Origin of the sequence: Myxococcus sp. CA040A, from assembly GCF_013336725.1 — a bacterium.
Lineage (GTDB): Bacteria > Myxococcota > Myxococcia > Myxococcales > Myxococcaceae > Myxococcus > Myxococcus llanfairpwllgwyngyllgogerychwyrndrobwllllantysiliogogogochensis.
The window spans coordinates 884,896-905,183 of record NZ_JABUMR010000003.1 but is presented as its reverse complement, the minus strand read 5'-3'; the positions used below and the strand labels follow the sequence as shown (position 1 = coordinate 905,183).

Below are 20,288 nucleotides of genomic sequence, written 5' to 3'. Positions count from 1 at the left end.
TGGGCCTGGCCCCCGGATGCCGCCCCGAGCTCGGAAGCAGCCCGCGCGAGGCCGTCAGGCATGTCGCTCCCCAGACTCCGAGCCGCTGGCCCGTTGAACGGTGGGCGTCAGCGTCTCGGGAACTCACGGGAGAACACAAGCATGAGCACCTCGCGACAGGGGCCGGACTCGCGAGGGCGCCCACACCATCGCGACGCCTGTTCATCGTCATTGTTCGGGTCTCTTCGGTCCCATTCTCGGGAACTTGTGGGGGCGCCTCGCGACGGGAGCGGACTCCCTCTCCTGCTCGTCTTGACTCGCGTCGTCTTCGACAGGAGCCGCGTCGTCTTCGACAGGAGCCAGGTCGTCTTCGACAGGAGCCGCGTCGTCTTCGACAGGAGCCAGGTCGTCTTCGACAGGCGCCGTGTTGACTTCGACAGGGGCCGTGCCGTCTTCGACAGGGGCTTCGTCGTTGTTCATGTCGCGCCTGCGCTTGGTGCGCGCGCGCCCCCGGGCCACGCCCTCTCCAGCGGTGGTGGAAGAGGACAGGGAATTCGAGGAGCTGGCGACTTGCACCTCCTTGCAGCGCTGGCACAGCCCCTCGAGCCTCCCGCGCAGATAGGCCAACGTCTTCGGCGCGTACACGTCCAGTTGGCCCAGCTCTGTTCCCAGGAGTATCTCGCCGTCGCTGTTCCGCGGGAGCACGAGCCTGCGGAATTGGCGACTCTCCACGCGGTCAATCAGCGCCCGCAGGTCCTCGTCGAGAATCGCCGTGTTCTGCGCATAGGTGGCATCGGACCAGCGCCCCATCGCCGGTGACGTCCCGCCCGAGATGCGCAGCGTCCGCAGGGGGACGACATTGGGAACACCCACGACGCTCGTGCTGGAGTCCTCACGGACGGACGGAGCCCGCTGCATCGCCTCCGAGACCTCCTGCACGTAGAGGTCCTCCTGATTGCGCGTCACCACCGACGGCACGAGCAGGGTCAACTGGGGGACGACCCGCACCTTCCCCAACTGGGCGTTCGCCCAGTCGATGAGCTCCTGGACCTTCTTCTGCAAATGAGCCCACGTCCTGGGCGCGCCCTTCGGCAGGTTGGCGACCCCCGTGCCGATATCCAGCGTGTTGGACGCGAGGTTCCACGGCACGACGAGCGTCGTGTACAGGCCCTGCGTCAGGAGCCGGAGTGCCTCTGCGCAGTCGTCGTCGATGGCCTGCTGGTTCCTGGCGAAGTCCGTGTCGACCATGCCCACGCCAGGCACCCAGCACGTGCGCACCCCGAGCGCGTTCGGGTTCATGCGGATGATGGCCTGCGTACTGCTCTGGAAGTGTTTGTTCTTCTTCGACGCGTCGTTCTCACCGAAGAGAAAGAGCCCCCGTGGATGTCGGGTCGGGGTGTCGTGCTTGAAGTGGTTCGTGCTCGGCCAGAGGCACACGGGACCGGTCATCGCCGGGTCCGTCGAGGAGCCCCCCGCGCTCGAAGCCGTGCTGGACGAAGACGTGGCCGCTGACTGCGCGAGGGCCCTCAGCGCCCCTTCTCCGCCTCGGCGGCGCCGCACGGCGAGGGCGGCGTACCGCTCGGGCGACCCCGCCACCGAGGGCCCCAACCCCTCCTCCGGGCATACCGCCTCGTAGTGCGCGTTCCTCAGGTTGGCGAGCCGCAGCAGGGGCGCCGCCTCATGCCCCTCCTCACGGGGCACGAAGTCCACCTCGTCGCTCCAGTATGCGAGGGCGCCCGTCCTGGCGAAGGTCTGGAAACGCACGCGGAACAGGTTGGAGACCGCCGCCAGCACCACATGGTCTCCCCACACACCGTCCCGGCTCATCGCCCGCAGGTACTGACTCCAGGCATCTACCCCGTTGACGCGCCGGTATGCCGGCTCGTTCGGCCAGCCCGCCCGATGCCAGTCGAGCAGCAAACCCATGTCCCGCCGGAACGTCTCCACCGACACGGGCCCCACCCGTGCTCCACCGCCCCCTCCCCGCCCGGCGAGCAGGTCATCCAGGTGATTGACCGCCAACTGGCGCACCGCGCCGTGGTGCCGCTCGTCGCCGAAGAGAAGCTGAGCCAGGGAGCGGAAGAGGCAGTCACCTCCCCCTGCGTTCGGCTCGCGCCGCTGATGGAGGGACGTCAGGTGTTCATCCATCGAGATGGCCCGGACGGCGCTCCTGCGCCCTCCATCCGACTCCAGGGTCGGCCGCCTGCCCCAATAGGCCGCCGTGTCGAAGCCCTCCGCCCGGAGCGCGACGAGCGTCAGACGCACTTGCATGGCATCCGCCACCAGGCTGCCAGACCGCTCGTGCTCGGCCTCACCGACCTGGGCCGCCGCCTCCAGAATCTGGTCGAGCGCCCTGGCCGCCACCTCGTCGGACTCCGTGGACTTCTGGTAGGCGAGACACAACGCCTCCAGCCTCCGCATCTCCTCGGAGCCCCTGGGCGCCTCCGGGACCTCGGGGGGCAGGGCGGTCTCCTCGACGACCAGCTTTTCGCGCCCGTCGTAGACCAGCCTCAAATCAGAGACGAGCGGCATGTGGTCGCTCATCTTCTTCGCGTCCGCCATCAGGTCGACCCAACGCGCGTCGTCGCTGCCCTTCAGCGTGACACCCGCGCCGCGCAGATGCCCGAAGATGCGCTCCTCCTCCTCCAGCCGCGCATCTTCCCTCTGGATGAGCTGCCAGAAAGGTCTCAGGTGCTCGGACAGGAGCTCGCCGTGGATGCGAAAGAGCTTTCGCTCCTTGTCAGTGGCGAGGACCATCGGGAACGGGATGACGAAGACCGAGGCCTGCTCCAGCCTCCAGCCATCCGTGCGCGGCGAGTACACGAGAATCTTGTCATAGCCACTCGCGCCATAACGTTGCTGGGGCGAAGTCGCGAACGACTCGATGAGCCCCAACACATCCTCGACGGAGTTGAGCGACGATACCGGCTCGCCGCGCTCCGTCGTGGAGGGGTTGAACGGAAGGGCCTTCACCGCCGTGTTCAGCAGCGCGCGCAGGGACTGCTTGGAGCCACTGCCAAAGTCGTGGTCCGCATCGGACGCCCAGGCCGTGAAATCACTCACCGCGAGGGTGGAGCGCTCATCGGCCAGTGCGTAGAGATGACTGGCATTCGCGCCGGGCCCCAGCAGCGTATCGAAGAACCGGTGGAACGAGAGCTTCGGCTTGCAGTCGACGATGTACGGGGTGCCATCGGGCGCGAGGCCTTTTTTGGGCCTCGCGGTGTCGATGTTCAAGTCGGACAGGACGATGCCCAGGGTCTTGGCCTGGCGCTCGGCCTTGCAGTACTCGAGGAAGGCTGAAAAGTCCTTGCCCCGGGCAGGCCCATTGTCAGCCTTGGGCGAGGGCGGATGCCAAGCGATGACGCCTATCTCCGGAGCCGCTTTCACCTTGGCGAGCCGCACCGGAATCCGCAGGGGCTCTCGCTTGCTGAAGAGGCTCCCGGCCTCCTTCTCTCCACGCGCCAGATAGGTGCTGACGTAGGAGACGGCCTCCTGATCGATGCTCACCTTGGAGGCGCGCCACAGGACACCGTACGCCTCATCCTGCGTATAGAGGCCCTTGACGGCCCCTTCGGGCACCTCTCGGGGCCACGACTCGTAGACCTCCACATGACGGGCCCGGCACTGGGCGTTCAGCGCATCACGGATGCGCAAGAACTCGCGCAACCCCGCATGGGTCGACGGCCCGTCTTCGGTCTCGTTCTTGCGCCGGGCATAGGCCGCGAGCTTCGACTGATAGAGCCGATTGAGATGCTCGGTATTTGAACGAGACAGGATTTGTTCGAACTCGAACTCGCGCCCCTGCTTCCTGGAACGCGGCACCTCCTCCTTCGCGATGCTGAAGATGAACCCCTTGAAGAGTTCTCCGCAGTACGCGAGGAGCTGTTCGACGGCGAACTTCGCGAGCTTGTCGCGAGCAGTCCGCTCAGCTCCGAGTTCCGCATCCTCTCTCTCGGTGGGTGAGTAGCGCGGCGCGAAGGGCTGGAGCCAATCGTAGTACTCCTCTTCCACGAGCAACCGCACACAGTACGGGTGAAACTCCGCGATGAGCTTCGGGGTCTTGCGCTTCACATCGATTTCGGTCGCGACGAGCCGCGCGGCAGGGGCATCATCATCATCATCCGGCCCACCGAAGCGATCGATGAGCAGGGGCTCGCAAGCCTCCCATGCGGTTTCGATGCTCTCATTGAGTTCGTCGAGCCTCTCGGCATCGAGTTCTTGCGTCGTTTCGCTCCAATCCGGGTCGGGTGCTGATTCGGCCGTGACACCCGGCCAGATGGCTCTGCGCACCCTCGTGGCAAAGATTTTCGCCAGGTCATTGGCGAACTCCGATTGCCACTCCCGGACAGCGGCATCCTCGGCATCCCGAGGGGCGACGTTCCTGACGGCGCTCGCGGCGGCCTTCTTTCGATAGCGCTTGGGCACCGGGAAGCGCTCCCACAGCGCGGTCAACGAATCGCCGCGCACGCGATTCGGCGGTGGCGGCACCGGTGGCTTGGGCTCAACCAGACGCTGGCCCCCCTTCTTCTTCAGCTCCAGGATGGTGACGAGGTCCGGGTTCGCCGCCCGGATGACGTGCGCCAGGGCGTCGATGGTCCACTGCTTGCGGACCGCGGGGGTTCCGCTCGGCCCTCCTCCCAGGTCCGCGATGTTCCACAGGAGCACCCGGAGCGGGAAGCTCCGGTCGAGCACGGGCGCGTCAGCCACGGTGGTCTCCGCGCCGAGCGGGACACTCCGGACCTCGGACCGCGCGTCCCTCAGCGCTTCGGGTGGCGACTCCAGGGGCGGGATGACGACTTCGGAGGAGGACGCATCGAGCATCTGCGCATGCATCTGCTCGTCCGACAGCCGGTGCGAGTCCGTTGAATCAAGGCTCTCCAGCACCTTGTCGTACTCATCCCCCATGAGCGAAGCGAGGGTCTCATCGTCATCGGAGACCGCCTGGGCCTCCACGTCGATGGGTGGGAGTTCGTCATCGTCGCCGAGCGGCTGGAGGTCCTCGTCGTCATCGTCGTCGACCGGTTGGACCTCCTCCCCCACATCATCCCAATCGTCACCGTCGTCGGCGGCCCAGCCGTTGTCATTCCCCTCGGCGGGGACAACAGGCAGGGGAGTGCCGCAGGCGGCGCACCGGGGAGCGGCCTCCGCTCCGTCGTCCATGACTTCAGCGCGGCAGTTCGGGCATCGCATCGCGAAAGGCTCCCTGGATTACGAACGGTGAAGCAGGCCCAGCGCGGCGCGGGTCGCCTCGTCCACGTCACCGCTCGGAGGCAGCCCGAGCGCGTACTGAAACCACTCGACGGCCAGACGCGTCTTGGGCCCCAACTCCCCCTGCTCGCCTCCGCAGGAGAACCCCAGGTTCTCCAGGCGCTCCCGCAGCCCCTCCGGCGCGCTCGTCGACCGCAGCGCGACGAAGCGCAGCGTCAGGCGGCGCTCATCGGGGCGACCGGGCGCCACCGTCACCTCGCCCCTCACCGCGCGCTCCGGCAGCACCTGCACGACGCGCCCCTCGTCATCCGTCACGCCCTCCTGCGCGGGCAGCTCCTCCTCGTCATCCAGCCACACCTTCAGCAGATAGGGCTGGTGCGCGCGGGGTTGGTGCGCGCCGTCGCGCAGCACCAGCACCAGGGCCAGGGGAATGCCAATCCGGTGCACCACCTGCCGGTAACCTGTCTCCACGGTGACCCACTCCCGGGCGAAGGGCCGCGCCACGACGCGAGTGCCCGGCGCGGGTGCCACGTCGGACGCGAGCGCTTGTCCCGTTCGCGCATCCACGAGGCGCGATGGGCGCACCCCCCACCTCGCGGCGAGGACCGTGAGAGACTCGGTCCCCTCGCACGTCCAGGTGAGCGCCTTGGGCTGGGACGCCGGCCCCCATCGCGCGCTGGCCCCCGCCTCGCGAGGTGGCAGCTCCAACGCGCCGAGCACCCGCCACAGCGCGGGCTCCACGTCGAGCAACCGCAGGCGATAGCGGCCTTCCTCCAACCCCTCGAACAGCGCGACGCCCTGCTCATCCGTGCGCGTGCGCAGGGCTTCATCCCCTGTCAGCCGCGTCAGCTCGAGCGCCACGCCCGACAGCGGCGCCTCCCGGTCATCGACGACGACCACCTCCACCTGGCCCTTCCTGGACTCGAGTGGACAGGGGGCAATGGCGGCATCCGTCCCGGACGTGGGGGGTGGCATGGCAGTGGGTCCTCGCTCAGGCGTGCGTGTCGGGTCGGCCCGGGCGGCGGCGACATGCCCGTGCGACTCCGGTCAGGTGTCGGTCCCAGGCGGAGCATGGAGGAGGCGAAATGCCTCTTCCTTCCGTCGGTTCTGGAGGACCACGTCCTCGCGGCGGCGGCGCTCGTTCACCACCCTGCGAAGGCGCGCGACAGGGTCCGAGACGCCCGCGTCATCCAACCAGGTTCGCATCCAGGCATGAGGGCGTTGCTCCTCGAAGTCCGCGCCCAGCGACTCGGCGAGGCTGACGTAGAGCCGCACGTCCTCGAGCGCGAGGATGCCCCGGTCCACCGCCCGGCGAACCACGGGCCGCAGCCGCTCCCGCGTCCACGCCGGCTCCACACGAGCAGGCCCGGGCACGACAAGAGCCTGCTCCGCGAGAAGGTCCCCGACCCGCTGCTCGACCCGCGCATCCTCCGCGGAGAGCCGCAACGTGGTGATCTGCAACTCACGAATCCGCAACAACGGAGACACCCACGCCGGTGAAGTGACGCAGGATTATTTCCAGGACATCAGAGGAAAGCAAGGTACGGAGGCGTCTCGGACGGATTCATCCGGCGACGAGTCCTCCGCGACGAGGCAGGTGAAGACAGGCCTCCGCGTGGCGGACGACCAGGTGCCCGGGCACGCCAACGCCTTCACCGGAACGCCGCCTCGGCGGTGGAGGAGTTGCCCACGAGCGGTCGAGCAATCTGACCTCGTGGGTTTCACCGGAACACGAGGCGGAAGGACGCGCCGCCTCCGTTGCGGGACTCGTGAGGGACGCTTTATCGTTTCGCCTCAGTCCTGGAAGCACGGTTGCGCGGGGGGCCAGGAATTCAGGCTCGATAAGGCACCCCTTTGTTGATCATCCGTGACGAGCAGAAGCAGGTCTTCCAACAGGAGTCGCGTCGACGGTTCGAGGTCCTCCTCGCCGACTTCCTGCGAGAGCACTACCCCGCGGCCCGCCGCATGGCACCCGAGCAGCTCTCCGGGTTCGTCCACACGCAGGTCAGCAAGGCCGGGCCCTATGGGCTGGTGAGCCGGCGCGGCGCGGCGCTGTTCGTGGCGGCCGCCTGGCATCTGGGTGACGGCTTCGACCTGCGGTTGCGCGGAGGAAAGCGGCCCATCTTCGGCCGCGACACGTTCCCCTCTGAGCGCGAGGCGATGCTCGAGGACCTGCTCCACGAGTTGGGCGCGGGCGTGCCCGCCGGAGAGGGGGCCGGACGATGAGCGACACCTTCGACGATGACCCGCGCTCCAGGCCCCCGTTTCGTCCCGCCCCTTCGTCCTCGAAGCCCCCCCATGGAGAGCCGCCCCACAAGCAGAGGACCCCCGCGAGTGGCACCTTCCCGCCCCCGTTGGAGGACGAGCCGAACCTGACGGACGACAGCGACTCCGAGACCGAGGCCGTCGTCCCAGGAGAGTGGCGCCCCTCCACCCGACTGAAGGGGCCCAAGGCCCTGGACGGTGGACAGAAGCGCGTTCACGGGAACTGGGATCCGCCTTCGGGCTCGGAAAGCGACGACAGCGACGACGACAGTGATGACGACAGTGGGGACGACTCCCAGTCCCCCATCATCCACGACAAGAAACGCACTCGGTACAGGTACGCGCGGACAGGAGAGCCCGAGTACCCATTCTTCCCTCCGCGGGCGTCGTCCTCGATGGACGTCGACCTGGTGGTCCTCCCCTGCGACCCCCCTTCACCGCCCCCCTTCGTCCCTGAGATGGAGGAGGACGAGGGCCCCGAGGAGACGGAGGGCTGGTTCTATGCCACCGCCAGCAAGTACGAACCCGATGACACAGGGGAGCGCGCCCTGGTGTGGTTGGACCTCGTCGAGGAGGAGTGGTTCGACGAGCGCGCGGAGCTGGAGCGACAGGAGTTCCATCGCCAGAACCGGTGGACGCCCCTCTGGGAGCTGGAGTTCCAGGCGGACGGCTACCGCCATGAGGCGGGAGTCCCCACCGTCACCGTCGTCGTGGGGAACAGCAAGTTCCACATCCAGGAAGGCATCTGGTTCCGGGTCAGGGTTTCGTCCACCCGTCCCACCATGGACGTCGACAACGGCCCCCTGGAGGTGTCGTGCTACCGGCAGTTCCCCTCGCTGAAGTTCGGGCCCGAGCAGACCTGGTGGGTGCTGGAGCTGGAGGCGATTGGGGACCAGGGCAAGGAGCTGGCGCGCATCTATTCCATCCGCCCCGAGGACAGCACGGGCCAGCAGAGCACCAGCCTCAACCAGCACGTGTCCTATGTCGGCGTGTTCGACATCGGTCAGGGCAACTGCAATGCCCTCTTCGACGCGAATGGCCACCCGTTCGCCTACTTCGACTTCGGCCTGGGGGACGACAAGTCCCACAAGTACACGCGCCCGACGAACTACCAGCCCTGCATGGCCGGCAACCCCGTGGTCATCCTGTCGCACTTCGACACGGACCACCGGCAGCTCGCGGTGGAGAAGCCGCAGGCCATGCACCTGCCCTGGCTGGTCATCGAGAACAAGCCCGTCACCAGTGACAGGAACTTCTTCAACGCGCTGACCCACGTCCGCGTCATCTCCAACAACCAGCTCTGCTTCGAGGAATACCCCTGGGGCTTCGTGCTGCGCGCGGACTGGCCGGGCCACCACAACAGGGAGATCGACAAGAACGAGATTGGCCTCGCGGCGCTGGTGCGCGTGCAGGACGACAGCAACGCGCCGCCCATCGGCCAGCGCCGGGCGCTCGACGCGGGCGGCACGCGGCCAGAGCTGTTCCCGGAAGAGCGCTACGTCCTGCTCACTGGCGATGCGATGTTCCAGCACATCGCCTCGTGTCGCGCGGGAGACCTGGACGGCAAGGTGGTCGGCATCCTCGCGGCCCACCATGGCGCCAAGGACGGCCTGGAGGAGAAGTACATCCCGCTCGCCGCGCCGCCGCTGCACGGCCTGCCGCCCACGGTGGTGTACTCCTACGGCATCTTCTTCACGGGGAGCGCCAAGAACAAGGTCGGCAAGCACGGCTACGCGAAGAACGGCGGCGCGGGACACCCCTTCCCCGAAGCCGTCGACATGTACCGCGTGCGCGGCTACCACTACGTCCAGAAAACGGCGGAGGACATCGACGTCACCCTCATCAACACGCACACGAACGTCCTCGTGGTCCACCCCCGCCATGGAAAGGAACACAACGACGACGTCACCCTGAGCGGGGCCGCGCATGCGGTCTACAACGCGGGGCCGCACCCCATCCACAAGCTGGACGAGGACCACTACACCTTCCCGGTGCCTCGCGACGGCACGCCGAGGGTCGAAGCGGGCATCCTGTCCACCTGCGCCGTGCGCGTCTTCGACGCGGGTCCGAACACCTGGTGCTTCATTCGCAAGCCCGGGCACGGCCTCTCGGATGGAGACATCGTGGCCATCGCCGGGACGTCCAACGACCACCCGGCCATCGCCATCCACCGGTGTGACAAGAACTACGTCGCGGCGCCGCTCTCCATCCTGGCCAGCCAGTTGGACGCGGATGGCACCCTGGATGGAGCGCCAGCCGCCGTCTACCACCTGCCCGCCAACCACTGCCTCGTCCGCCATGAGCGGCACGGCCTGGACGCCCACGGTGCGCCCCAGGTCAACCTGAACGGCGTGGGCCTGAACGCTGTCACTGTGCTGGACGAGGACCACTACATCTGGCCCCTGTCCACCAACGCCACGGCGACGCCCACCGTGAACAAGGTCGCCACCGCGGGCGTCACCGTGACGCTCATCGCGGTGCCCACCGGCGACGCGCTGGTCGTGGACCCGGGCCCCGCGCGCACACCCGGCATCCAGGTCCGCCTGCGCAAGTACGACGGTGGCGGCTTCCCCGCGGCGCTGACGCAGATGCCGCTGCAGCCCGTCCCTGGCGTCGCCGGCTACTACACCGTCGATCAATGCCATCACAAGAATGACTCCTCCCCCATGCGCATGGAGCTCAACGGCGTGGTGGGCCAGCGTCGCCACTGCCTGCTGGGCTGGAGGGGACCCGGGACGCCGCCCGTAGGGCTCGCCGCGACGAACATCCAAGCGGCCACCACGGCGTATGAGCAGGCCGCCGCGCGTGTCTCCCACTGCTACGCCCAGGCCCAGGCGGCGACGCTCGTCGGGGGCGCGGCGGAGGCCGCGAGCAAGGTGACCGGCAACTCCGCGGCCGACGTGGCGGACGAGGCCGAGACGGAAATGACGGGCGCGGCCTTCGTGAACCTCCATCCCACGGCGGCGACCAAGATGGCCCTCCGCGACGCGATTCTCGCGGCGCGCGGCGAGCCCAATCGCAGCGCGGCCTCTCGCCTCATCAACGGCATCGTACAGCGGCTGCGGCAGCCCGCCATCCTGGCCAGCCAGGAAGCGGAGCGACAGGCCCGCGCGTCCGTGCAGGTGGTCCACACGAACGGAGGCCCGCTGCCGCTCCAACTCGTGCATTGCCAGAAGCCGCCCGCGTCCCAACATCCCGTGGCCGCGAAGCCCGTCCCGGAGCCCGTGCTCGGCGTGGGGCCACGCGCCACGGGGACCTCCATGCCCCCGGGCGGCGGCGCTCCCGTCGTCGAGGCCACCGAGTTGCTCACCTTCCCCGCGGGCGAATGCCTGGTGCACCACCCGGCCCATGGGCTCGTGGGGACGAAGCAGGTGAGGCTGCGTGGCACGGGCGTGGCACTCCTGGATGGCGCGCGCAACGCAACCGTCGTCGACGCCCATCACTACCGGCTGGATGCCAGCGCGGGAGCGAACCACGTGCACACGCTGCCGAGCGTGGGCGTGCGCGTGACGCTGATGGACTTCCCCGAGGGCCAGTGCCTGCTTCACCACCCCGGCCAGGGCGCCACGCTGGGCTGCGTCCACGTCGACGGCTCCTCGGCCGGCGCGTGGGATGGCGACCACGAGGTGACGGAAATCATCGACGCGGACCACTACAAGCTGCGCTTCACCAGCGCGGTGGCCAACGGCGAGGCCGCCCAGGTGGACGGCACGGCGGTGACGCTGGACGATGACGGCACCGACACCATCGTCACCCACGTGGCCCATGGACGCGGGCTGGGTCCGGTGGTCGTCACGGAGAGCACGGACCCATCACTCGACGGGCCTCAGCGGGTCGTCGAGATTGTCGACGCGAACACCTACCGCACGGACAAGGCGAGCCCGGTGAACGTGCATGCGACGGCGAAGCTGGGCGGGGTGGATGTCGTCCTGGACGCGGACCTCACGGGAAGTGTCGTCACCCACGCGAACCATGGACGAGGGCTGCGAATGGTGAAGCTCCAGGGCGCCAGCGTGCCCGCCTACGACGGCGCCCACCCTGTCGCCCGGAACCTGGACGCGGACTGGTCCCTCCTGGACGTGTCCCAGGGTGCGGCGGCGGAAGTCACCGGGCAGGTCGCCGGCAACAACGTCACGCTGCTGGACAAGGCCCCCACCGAAAGCCTCCTGCGCCAGACGCAAGCCGACGGCTTCTGGGGCACGGCCCAGGTGGAGTTGGTGGGCTCCACCGGCCACTTCCACGACGGCGAGCGCACGCTCGCGAACGTGGGCGGCACCCCCTCGCTGCGCACGCTTCCGCGCAACGAGAAGGTCTATCGCAAGGATGAGGTGGACCTCTTCGTCCCGGTGACGGTGGTGGACCACATGGGCAACCAGGCGGTGGCGCGTCACCCCAACCATGGCCTCAAGGGCGCGCCCATCGTCACCATCAACGGCGCCGCGGTCATCGCGCTGAACGCGGCGCATGCCGCCACCGTGGTGGACTCCAACCACTATGCCCTGCCCCTGGGCGCTCCCGCCGCCGCGGTCCAGAACATCACCTCGCAGGTGACGCGAACCCCGCTGGCCATCGCCGGACCGGCGGCTCCCGCCCAGGGAACCCCCAGGCATGGCGTCACACTCAGCGTGATGGGAATCGCGGCGCTGAACGGGCACCACCAGACCGCTCAGGTCATCGATGAGACGAGCTACGAGTTGGCCATCACCACCGGCGCCGTCCACCTCGGCGTCGCCGGAATGGCGGACACCGGCATGGGGGCGGGCCCCGTGGCCATCACCCTGGATGATGACGGCACCTCCTGCACGGTGACCCACGCGGTGAACCACGACCTGGGCGCGGGCACGGTCACCATCACCGACGGCAACCACGTCGGAGGCACGTATGCCTATAATGGCCTGTATGCCGTTGCGGGCGTCACCGACGACGACTCCTACGACATCACCCTCCCGGTGTCGGGGGTGGTGAGGACCGTCAAGCTGAAGGCCAATGGGCGCACCGCCTACCTCGCGGACGACGGCGCGGGGGTGGGCACCCTGGAGCACTCGAATCCCCACGAGCGCGTCATCCACCTGGCCCCCGCGAACGCCGCGCCGGTCTCATGCCTTCCCGCCGCCTGCGACTTCACCAATCTCACCCAGGCATGAGCACCCACGCGGACAACGAAGGCCGACGGCTGCTCTCCGGCGAGCCGTTATGTGAAGAGGGCAGCTACCTCCAGGCGACGCTCGGCGGGTGGTTCCGCCTGAGTGAGTCCGGCGCCCCCGTGCTGCTCACCGTGGAGCACCTGTTGACGCCGGACCCCATCAGGGCCGCGTCCGCGTGCCTCGCGGTAGGAGGCCCGCCGCCGCGCCTGCGCTGGCAGGGGGAAGACGCCATCGTGAACCGCCGTCCCGAGGGGCGCTGGCTGTGCCACGCCACGTCGGGCGAGCGCGTCGCCAGGGTGCTGGCCTCGGGAGTCCGACCCGAGACGGGACACCAGGGTCCGCTCGACGCCTGCATCGCCGCGCCCGTGGCCCCGTCGCTCGGCTCGGACGAGTACCCGCCGCTGCCCTGGGTGCCCCGCGTCGCGGAGCCTCGCGAGGGCAGCACCGTGCTCAAGTTCACCCGGCGGGGCGGACTGCGTCACGGCCGCATCCTCTGCGTGAGCGAGTCTGGAGACGAGGTGCTCGTCACCTCCACCAGTGAGCAGCCCTTCGCGGTGGAAGGCGACTCGGGCGCGCTCCTCATCGACGTGGAGGCCCGTGCCGCCATCGGGCTGCACGTGGGTGAGGTCTACATGCGCTACGTAAAGGAGCGTCAGTGGGCCGTGTTGTGGCGGGCCCGTCCACTGCCGCTCCTGATGAAGGCCTTTCACCTGCGGCCCTACTGAACAGCCCTTACACGCGCACCGGGGACTCCGTCGCGAAGGACACACGGGCTTCAAGGTGCCTGCGCCGTCCTGCCCCACCCACGTCCGTGGCCCGAGGGTCGCGGTGGGGTGGCAGGGACAGCCTGCTCGGCGAGAACTTCCGCAGCGCCCAGCCGTACAATGGCGGCCACGCGCCCATGCCCGTGTTCTCCCACGAGTTCCTCGTCACGCTCACCGCCCTGTTCGACCCTGGCCTGAGCGAGCTGTAGCCACGCCAGGTCTTCCCTCTGGAGTCTCGCCCGACCATGAGCACGCACGGCCACGGCAAAGGCCCCCGGCTCATCGCCGGAGAGCCGCTGAGTGAGGAGGGCAGCCCCTACGAGACCTCCCTCGGAGGCTGGTTCCGCCTGCGTGAATCCGGCGACCCCGTGCTGCTCACCGTGGAGCACCGGCTGGGACCACCCGTCCTCCCACCGGCGCCCGGCGGCCTCACGATGGGAGGAGGACTGGTGCCACAACCTCCACCGTATTCGCGGGGAGAGGACGGCATCGTGGACCGCCGTCCCGAGGGGCGCTGGCTCCGCCACGTCACCACCCAGACCCGGGTCGCCCAGGTGGTGGCCACGGAAGCCAGACAGTGGAGCCCCTCGGGCCTGCTCGACGCCTGCATCGCCGCGCCCGTGGACCCGGCGGAGCGTGGCACGGGCGAGTACCCACCCGTGTCCTGGGTGCCCCGGGTGGCGGCGCCCCGCGTGGGCAGCACCGTGATGAAGTACACCTCCCGGGGAGGCTTGCATCGCGGCCGCATCATCTCCGTGGGCGAGGACGGACAAGAAGTGCTCGTCACGGCCACGGATGACCGGCACTTCTCGGTGTCGGGTGAGCCGGGCGCGCTCCTCATCGACCTGGAGGCCCGCGCCGCCGTCGCGCTGTACCTGGGCGATGTCTACATGCGAGGCGTGAACGAACGACAGTGGGCCGTGCTGTGGAGCGCGCGCCCCCTGCCGCTCCTCATGGAGTCCTTCCGCCTGGCGCCGTTCTGAGCACCCCGCGCACGCGCCTCAGGGGTGACGCTCCAGGACGATGTCCCGGCGCGCGAGCCACACGCCAGAGGCCGTGCGCGACAGCTTCACGATGCCACTTCCACCGCGAAGCTCCTGCTTCTCGCGGTAGCGCGGCGTCACGCCAAACTCGCCGTCGAACACGACGTCATCGACGTGGTACGCGGGCCGCCCCGGCTCGCCAATGAACAGGTGTACGTGCGCCGGCAGGGTGTCGTTCGGATAGGGCGCGGGCTTGATGGTTTCGAACGCATAGACGCCGTCCCCACCCGTCCTCGCCCACCCGCGCAACCGACCATGGCGACGGCTCCACTCGGACTCCCGCGTACCGTTCGCATAGAGCCCCGCCGCGTTGGTGTGATGCGCGTAGATGACGACACCCGCGACGGGCTCGCGTGACTGCGCGCTCAACACCCATCCCGTCAGCGTCATCCGTTCTCCGGGCTCCTCGGCGCTCGCCAGCCGAACGGTGGGAATCAGCCGCTCCGGCACCCGCTCCGCGACGGCTTCACATCCCTCGCAGGTGTAGAGCTGGGCCCTGACGCGGGGCGCCACGGGGACGGCTTCCGCTGGGACCGCGCAGGTGCAAGCCACCACACTCACGGCGCAGGACCCCAGCCCCAGCACGACGGAACGCCGACTCAGCTCTCGCATGAAGCCTCACAACAGGCGGCGCACCTCCGGATTCCAATCCCCTCGGACGTCCCGCGCGGACCTGGCTCTGTTCAACCCGGTGCATCGACACGACCAGCCTGGTGACGCGGGCCGGCGCGCTCCTGGCCCTCTCCATGACGCGCCCGCCAGCCGAGGGCGCGGAGCCCTTCCTTCTCGCGCTGGATGAAACTGTTCAAGGCGGCGGGCCCACGCTATGGTGGCGGCCGCTGTCGTCATTCCACTCGGAGCCGGACGTGAGCCTCACCCCGTCCAGCGCCCCACCTGGGTGACCCGGCACCTCCCACCCTGAACTTTGTTCGCCGTCCGAACAAAGTTTCGAGCGCCCCTCCAGGCGGCACTCTCGCCGCGCGTGGCCCCACTCGGCGGGCTCGAGGCGCCGCTCGTGCCCTCTTATCCCTTTCACGTCACCGTCGCCGCGACGCGTCAGGCAATGGGACGGGCCGCGCGCGGCGCCGTGTCTGGGTTTGGCGTCAAGGCCCTGTCACGCGGCGGCTTGCAATCCAACCAACGTCGCTGGTACTTTCTTCGTCACTCGAACGAATGAATCACGGGTTCGTGACGGAGTGACGGTGGGCCCCGGGGGTGTGGGCGGATGGGCACGGCGTGATTCACCTCACTCTCCTCTGAAGCAGAGCGCCTTTCTTGACGCATCGCACCACGCGAGCGTCGGTTCCTTGCGTCGTCTGGTTTCTTCGCAGTGCGAACGAAGTTTTCCAGCAGGGAGGGGAAGCCCATGCAACACAAGCGTTTCGCCTGGACGTGTGCCGCGGCGGGGTTGCTCGCCGCGATGAGCCTGCTCGGTGCATGTGACCCGGAGGAGGACGACAAGACGCCCGACCCCCAGACTGACGCGGGGACGAAGCCCGACTCGGGCACTCCGGACTCAGGACAGCCGGACGCGGGGCCCGTGGACTCGGGGGTGCCGGACGCGGGTCCGCCAGACTCCGGGCCTCCCGACGCGGGCGAGCCGGACGCGGGGCCTCCTGACGCGGGCCCCACCACGGTGCTTCCCCTGACGGTGGACGGAACGTGGGCGCCCAGCGGCTACATGGGCGACGGCGCATCGGGCGGCATCGTCTCCGCGCCCGAGTGCGCCGCGACGCGGCCGGGCACGGGCAAGGGCGACTGCCACAAGTTCACCTATACGGCGGGCGGCGGCAACTGGGGCGGCGTGTGGTGGCAGTACCCCGAGAGCAACTGGGGTGACCTGCCCGGCTTCGAGGTCCCCGAGGGCGCGTCCGTCCTGTCCTTCTATGCGTGGGGAGCCACGGGAGGCGAGGTCGTCAAGTTCCTGGTGGGTCTGAGTACCACGGCCGACGGCTTCAGCCTCGATACCGGAGACCAGACGCTCACTGCGGAGCCAAAGGAGTACACAATCGACGTCAGCCGCGTCCGATACCGGAAGGTGGTGGGTGGTTTCGGCTGGGTAGCGGGGGGCAAGCCGACCCCGGTCGTCTTCTACGTCGACGACATCCAGTGGAGATGACACCCACCGCGCCTTCCGCGCGGCGGAATGGAGCGTAAGGGGACGATGAAAGTGGGAACGGCGGCACTGACGGTCGACGCGGCGGGCATGCGGGCGCAGAACAGCAGCCTGCTGCTCAACATGATCTGGCGCGAGCGCCAGATTTCCCGGGCGGAGATTGCCCGGAGGACGGAGCTGAGCCCGTCCACCGTGTCGGCCATCGTCGCGGACCTGGAGCACTCGGGGCTGGTGCGCAGCATCGGCGCCGGCGTCTCCCGAGGCGGCCGTCGCCCCACCCTCATCGGCTTCCGGGATGACGCCTTCAGCATCCTCGGCGTGGAGATGGGCGCCACCCACGTCACCGTGGTGCTCACGGACCTGCGGGGCCGGGTGCGCACCCACCGCAGCGCCGCACAGCAGGTTCGCAACGACCCGGAGGGCACACTGAAGACGGTGCGGACATTGGTGCAGGAGTGCCTGGACGCCGAGCGCGTTCCCCGGCGCTCCGTCGTGGGTCTGGGCGTGGCCGCGCCCAGCCCGGTGCACCCGTCCGCGCCCGGGAAGATGTCCCCGCTCATCCTGCCGGCGTGGCGCGGCTACGACGTGCGGGAGGCCTTGAGCACCACGTTCGACCTGCCGGTGTTCGTGGACAACGACGCGAACCTCGGCGCGCTGTCGGAGTGCTACTGGGGCGCGGGCACCAGCGGCGAGGACCTGACGTACATCAAGCTGGCCACGGGCATCGGCTCCGGCCACATCATCCACGGCGACGTGTACCGCGGCGCCGGAGGCACGGCCGGAGAGATTGGCCACATCGCCGTCGACTCCGCGGGGCCCCCGTGCCTGTGCGGGCTGCGCGGCTGCCTCGTCACCCTCATCGGCTCCGGGGCGCTGGTAGAGCGCGCGCGGGAGCTGATGGGCACCAAGGGCCGCAAGGCTCCGACGATTCGCGAGATTGTCGAAGGCGCGCGCGCGGGCGACCCGGCGGCGCGGCAAATCATCGATGGGCTGGGCCAGTACCTGGGCGTCGCCGTCGCGGGCCTGCTCAACCTGCTCAACCCCGCCATCGTCGTGCTCGGCGGGGAAATCTCCTCCGTGGGCGACCTCTTGTTGGACCCGTTGCGGGCGTCGGTGCGCAAGCGCGCGCTGTCCACGTCCATGGCGGAGACGCGCATCGTCACGTCCGCGCTGGGCGACAAGTCCATCGCGGTGGGCGCGGCCACACTCGTGCTCCAGGCGGCCCTCCGGGACCGCACGTTATTTCCCCTCCAACACGTCGGAAAAACCGCATGACGCCCAGCCGACTCCTCCCGTGGTTCGCGCTCCTGGGGTGCATGGCCTGTGACCCGGCCCGCTCAGGACGCACCGACCCGCCCCCCACCACCGTCCAGCCCTCGCATCAGGATTGGAAGCTGGTGTGGCAGGACGAGTTCGACGGACCGGCGGGCACGCCTCCTTCCACCGAACGGTGGAGCGCGGACGTCGGAGGAGACGGCTGGGGCAACGGCCAGTACGAGCACAACACCGCGCGGCCGGAGAACGCGTCGCTGGACGGCGAGGGCCGCCTGGTCATCACCGCGCGGCGCGAGCGCTACCAGGGCAACGACTACACCTCCGCGCGCCTCACCACGCGCGGCAAGTTCGAGCGGACCTACGGGCGCTTCGAGGCGCGCATCCAGCTGCCCACGGGCAAGGGCATCTGGCCCGCCTTCTGGATGCTGGGCGCGAACTTCAACCAGGTGGGTTGGCCCACGTGCGGCGAAATCGACATCATGGAGCACCGGGGCCAACTGCCCGCCATCGTCCGGGGCTCGCTGCACGGGCCGGGGTATTCGGGCGGGGAGAACGTGGGCCAGGAGCACGTCGTCGCGGGCGGCAGGCTCTACGAGGACTTCCACGTCTTCGCGGTGGAGTGGGACCCCGACCGCATCCGCTGGTTCGTGGATGACATCGCCTTCATGGAGGTGACGCCCAGGGACCTGCCGGGCAACGCCCGCTGGGTGTTCGACCATCCGCACTTCCTCATCCTCAACGTCGCGGTGGGAGGCGGCTTCGTGGGCCCGGTGGACGGCACCACGCAGTTCCCCCAGCAGATGCGGGTGGACTACGTGCGCGCCTACTCGAGGGTGGAATGAGGCCCGCGGGCCTCGTCACCTCCGCCCTCCTCCTGCTTCTGTGCGCGGCGTGCTCGAACGAGCCCCGTCCGCGTCCGCCGGGGACCCTGTTCGTCTCCGTGGAGCAGCAGAGCGCGTGGGTGCGCAACTTCAACCCGCTCTTCCCGGGCGCGGGCTCTCGCTGGCCCACGCGCGCGGGCGTCTACGAGTGCCTGGAGCTCTACACACCATCCAAGGGTGACTACCAGCCGTGGCTGGCCACGGGGCACGCGTGGTCCGAGGACCGCCGCACCCTGCGCTTCACGCTGCGCGAGGGCGTGCGCTGGTCCGACGGCAAGCCCTTTACCGCCGAGGACGTGGCCTACACCTTCCAGTTGCTGCGCAAGCACGCGGCCCTGGACGCGGGCGGCGTGTGGCGCTTCCTGGCGGACGTGCGCGCCGAGGGGCCGCTCACGGTGGCCTTCCAGTTCTCGCGCACGTTCATCCCCGGCTTCGGGGACCTGGCCGCGCAGCCCATCGTCCCGCGCCACATCTGGGAGCAGGTGGCGGACCCGGTGACGTTCACGAATCCCATCCCCGTGGCCACCGGTCCGTTCACGCAGGTGAGTGTCTTCCGCAATCAGGTGTACGAACTGAGCCGCAACCCGTACTACTGGCAGCCCGGCAAGCCCGCCGTCAGGGCGCTGCGCTTCCTGGCCTTCCCCACCAATGACCAGGCGAACCTGGCGCTGGTGGAGGGCGAGGTGGACTGGGCGGGCAACTTCGTCCCCGCGGTGGACCGCACCTTCGTCGCCAGGGACCCGAAGCACCACGCGCGCTGGTTTCCGCTCTTCGGCAGCACCGTCTTCCTCTACCCCAACACCACCCAGCCCCCGCTGAACGATGTGCGCGTGCGCAAGGCGCTGAGCATGGCGTTGGACAGGGAGCGGCTCGTCGAAATCGCCATGTATGGCTACACGCGGCCGGCGGACGCCACGGGCCTCAACGACGCGTACACGGGCTGGCGGGACGCGGACGTCGCGGACGACGCGTGGGTGCGCCACGACGCGAAGGAGGCCGCGCGGCTCCTGGACGAGGCGGGGCTCACGCGCGGGCCTGACGGGCTGCGCCGCCAGGCGGACGGCAGCCCACTGACGCTGGACATCGAAGTGGTGGGCGGCTGGTCGGACTGGGTGCGCGCGGGGCAGGTCGTCGCGCGGGACTTGCGCAAGCTGGGCCTCCAGGCGCAGCTGCGCACGTACGAGTTCAGCGCGTGGCAGGCGCGACTCCAGAAAGGGGAGTTCCAGCTGGCCATCTCCTGGTCGCTGGACGGCCCCACGCCGTACACCTTCTACAAGTGGATGCTGTCGTCCGCGACGGTGCGTCCGGTGGGCGAGGTGGCTCCCGCCAACTGGCAGCGCTACGGCGACAAGGAGACGGACGCGCTGCTGGAGCGCTTCGAAGTCACCGACTCGCGCGAGGAGCAGCAGGCGCTGATGGCACAGGTGCAGCGGCGCTTCTCCGAGACGGCGCCGGCGATTCCGTTGTTCCCGAACCCGTCCTGGGGCGAGTCCAACTCCAAGCGCTTCACGGGCTTTCCCACCGAGGCGAACCCCTACGCCCGGCTTTCGCCCCACGCCGAGCCCGACAGCCTGCTGGTGCTGACGGCGCTCGCCCCGAGGGAGGCGCCCTGA

General features: G+C 69.1%; 13 protein-coding genes. 9 read left to right on the top strand and 4 right to left on the bottom strand.

Annotated features, from left to right (window positions below; all coding sequences use genetic code 11):
- Positions 1-207: 207 nt before the first annotated feature.
- The 3 genes from HUA75_RS15780 to HUA75_RS15770 all read right to left on the bottom strand — a co-directional run bounded on the left by HUA75_RS15780 (position 208) and on the right by HUA75_RS15770 (position 6,666).
- Positions 208-5,139 carry a hypothetical protein gene (locus tag HUA75_RS15780; RefSeq protein WP_174486856.1) on the bottom strand — a complete coding sequence of 1,644 codons (4,932 nt, stop codon included), beginning with the start codon at positions 5,137-5,139 and terminating at the stop codon, positions 208-210.
- A 48-nt stretch (positions 5,140-5,187) separates the two neighbouring features.
- The gene (locus HUA75_RS15775) at positions 5,188-6,162 is read right to left on the bottom strand and encodes a peptidoglycan-binding protein (RefSeq protein ID WP_217446083.1); all 975 of its coding nucleotides are present in this window, start codon (positions 6,160-6,162) and stop codon (positions 5,188-5,190) included.
- Positions 6,163-6,234: 72 nt separating this feature from the next.
- The gene (locus HUA75_RS15770) at positions 6,235-6,666 is read right to left on the bottom strand and encodes a hypothetical protein (RefSeq protein ID WP_174487044.1); all 432 of its coding nucleotides are present in this window, start codon (positions 6,664-6,666) and stop codon (positions 6,235-6,237) included.
- Positions 6,667-7,041: 375 nt separating this feature from the next.
- On the opposite strand from HUA75_RS15770, the gene HUA75_RS15765 reads away from it, so the two are divergent.
- The 5 genes from HUA75_RS15765 to HUA75_RS15745 all read left to right on the top strand — a co-directional run bounded on the left by HUA75_RS15765 (position 7,042) and on the right by HUA75_RS15745 (position 14,343).
- The gene (locus HUA75_RS15765) at positions 7,042-7,413 is read left to right on the top strand and encodes a hypothetical protein (RefSeq protein ID WP_174468647.1); all 372 of its coding nucleotides are present in this window, start codon (positions 7,042-7,044) and stop codon (positions 7,411-7,413) included.
- Positions 7,410-12,596 carry a hypothetical protein gene (locus HUA75_RS15760; protein ID WP_174486855.1) on the top strand — a complete coding sequence of 1,729 codons (5,187 nt, stop codon included), beginning with the start codon at positions 7,410-7,412 and terminating at the stop codon, positions 12,594-12,596. The genes HUA75_RS15765 and HUA75_RS15760 overlap by 4 nt, the downstream gene beginning before the upstream one ends.
- Entirely contained in the window at positions 12,593-13,321 is a 729-nt protein-coding gene (locus HUA75_RS15755) for a hypothetical protein (protein WP_141644436.1), read from the top strand. The genes HUA75_RS15760 and HUA75_RS15755 overlap by 4 nt, the downstream gene beginning before the upstream one ends.
- Positions 13,322-13,407: 86 nt before the next feature.
- Entirely contained in the window at positions 13,408-13,569 is a 162-nt protein-coding gene (locus HUA75_RS15750; protein ID WP_174454253.1) for a hypothetical protein, read from the top strand.
- Between the two features lie 36 nt (positions 13,570-13,605).
- Positions 13,606-14,343, top strand: a complete 738-nt coding sequence (locus HUA75_RS15745) for a hypothetical protein (RefSeq protein WP_174486854.1) — start codon at positions 13,606-13,608, stop codon at positions 14,341-14,343.
- Between the two features lie 18 nt (positions 14,344-14,361).
- Here the strand turns inward: HUA75_RS15745 and HUA75_RS15740 are convergent, their stop codons facing one another.
- Positions 14,362-14,916: an intradiol ring-cleavage dioxygenase gene (locus HUA75_RS15740; RefSeq protein WP_181790822.1), complete on the bottom strand. Its 555-nt coding sequence runs from the start codon at positions 14,914-14,916 to the stop codon at positions 14,362-14,364.
- A gap of 853 nt (positions 14,917-15,769) precedes the next feature.
- Between HUA75_RS15740 and HUA75_RS15735 the strand changes: the two genes are divergently transcribed.
- Genes HUA75_RS15735 through HUA75_RS15720 form a run of 4 tightly spaced genes read left to right on the top strand, consistent with a single transcriptional unit; the run spans position 15,770 to position 20,288 of the window.
- Positions 15,770-16,522 carry a hypothetical protein gene (locus HUA75_RS15735; RefSeq protein WP_141644433.1) on the top strand — a complete coding sequence of 251 codons (753 nt, stop codon included), beginning with the start codon at positions 15,770-15,772 and terminating at the stop codon, positions 16,520-16,522.
- A 45-nt stretch (positions 16,523-16,567) separates the two neighbouring features.
- A complete protein-coding gene (locus tag HUA75_RS15730) occupies positions 16,568-17,794 on the top strand; it encodes an ROK family transcriptional regulator (protein WP_174460953.1) in 1,227 nt (408 codons plus the stop codon).
- A complete protein-coding gene (locus HUA75_RS15725) occupies positions 17,791-18,636 on the top strand; it encodes a family 16 glycosylhydrolase (protein ID WP_174454249.1) in 846 nt (281 codons plus the stop codon). The genes HUA75_RS15730 and HUA75_RS15725 overlap by 4 nt, the downstream gene beginning before the upstream one ends.
- The gene (locus tag HUA75_RS15720) at positions 18,633-20,288 is read left to right on the top strand and encodes an ABC transporter substrate-binding protein (protein WP_174486853.1); all 1,656 of its coding nucleotides are present in this window, start codon (positions 18,633-18,635) and stop codon (positions 20,286-20,288) included. Before HUA75_RS15725 ends, HUA75_RS15720 begins: the two co-directional genes overlap by 4 nt.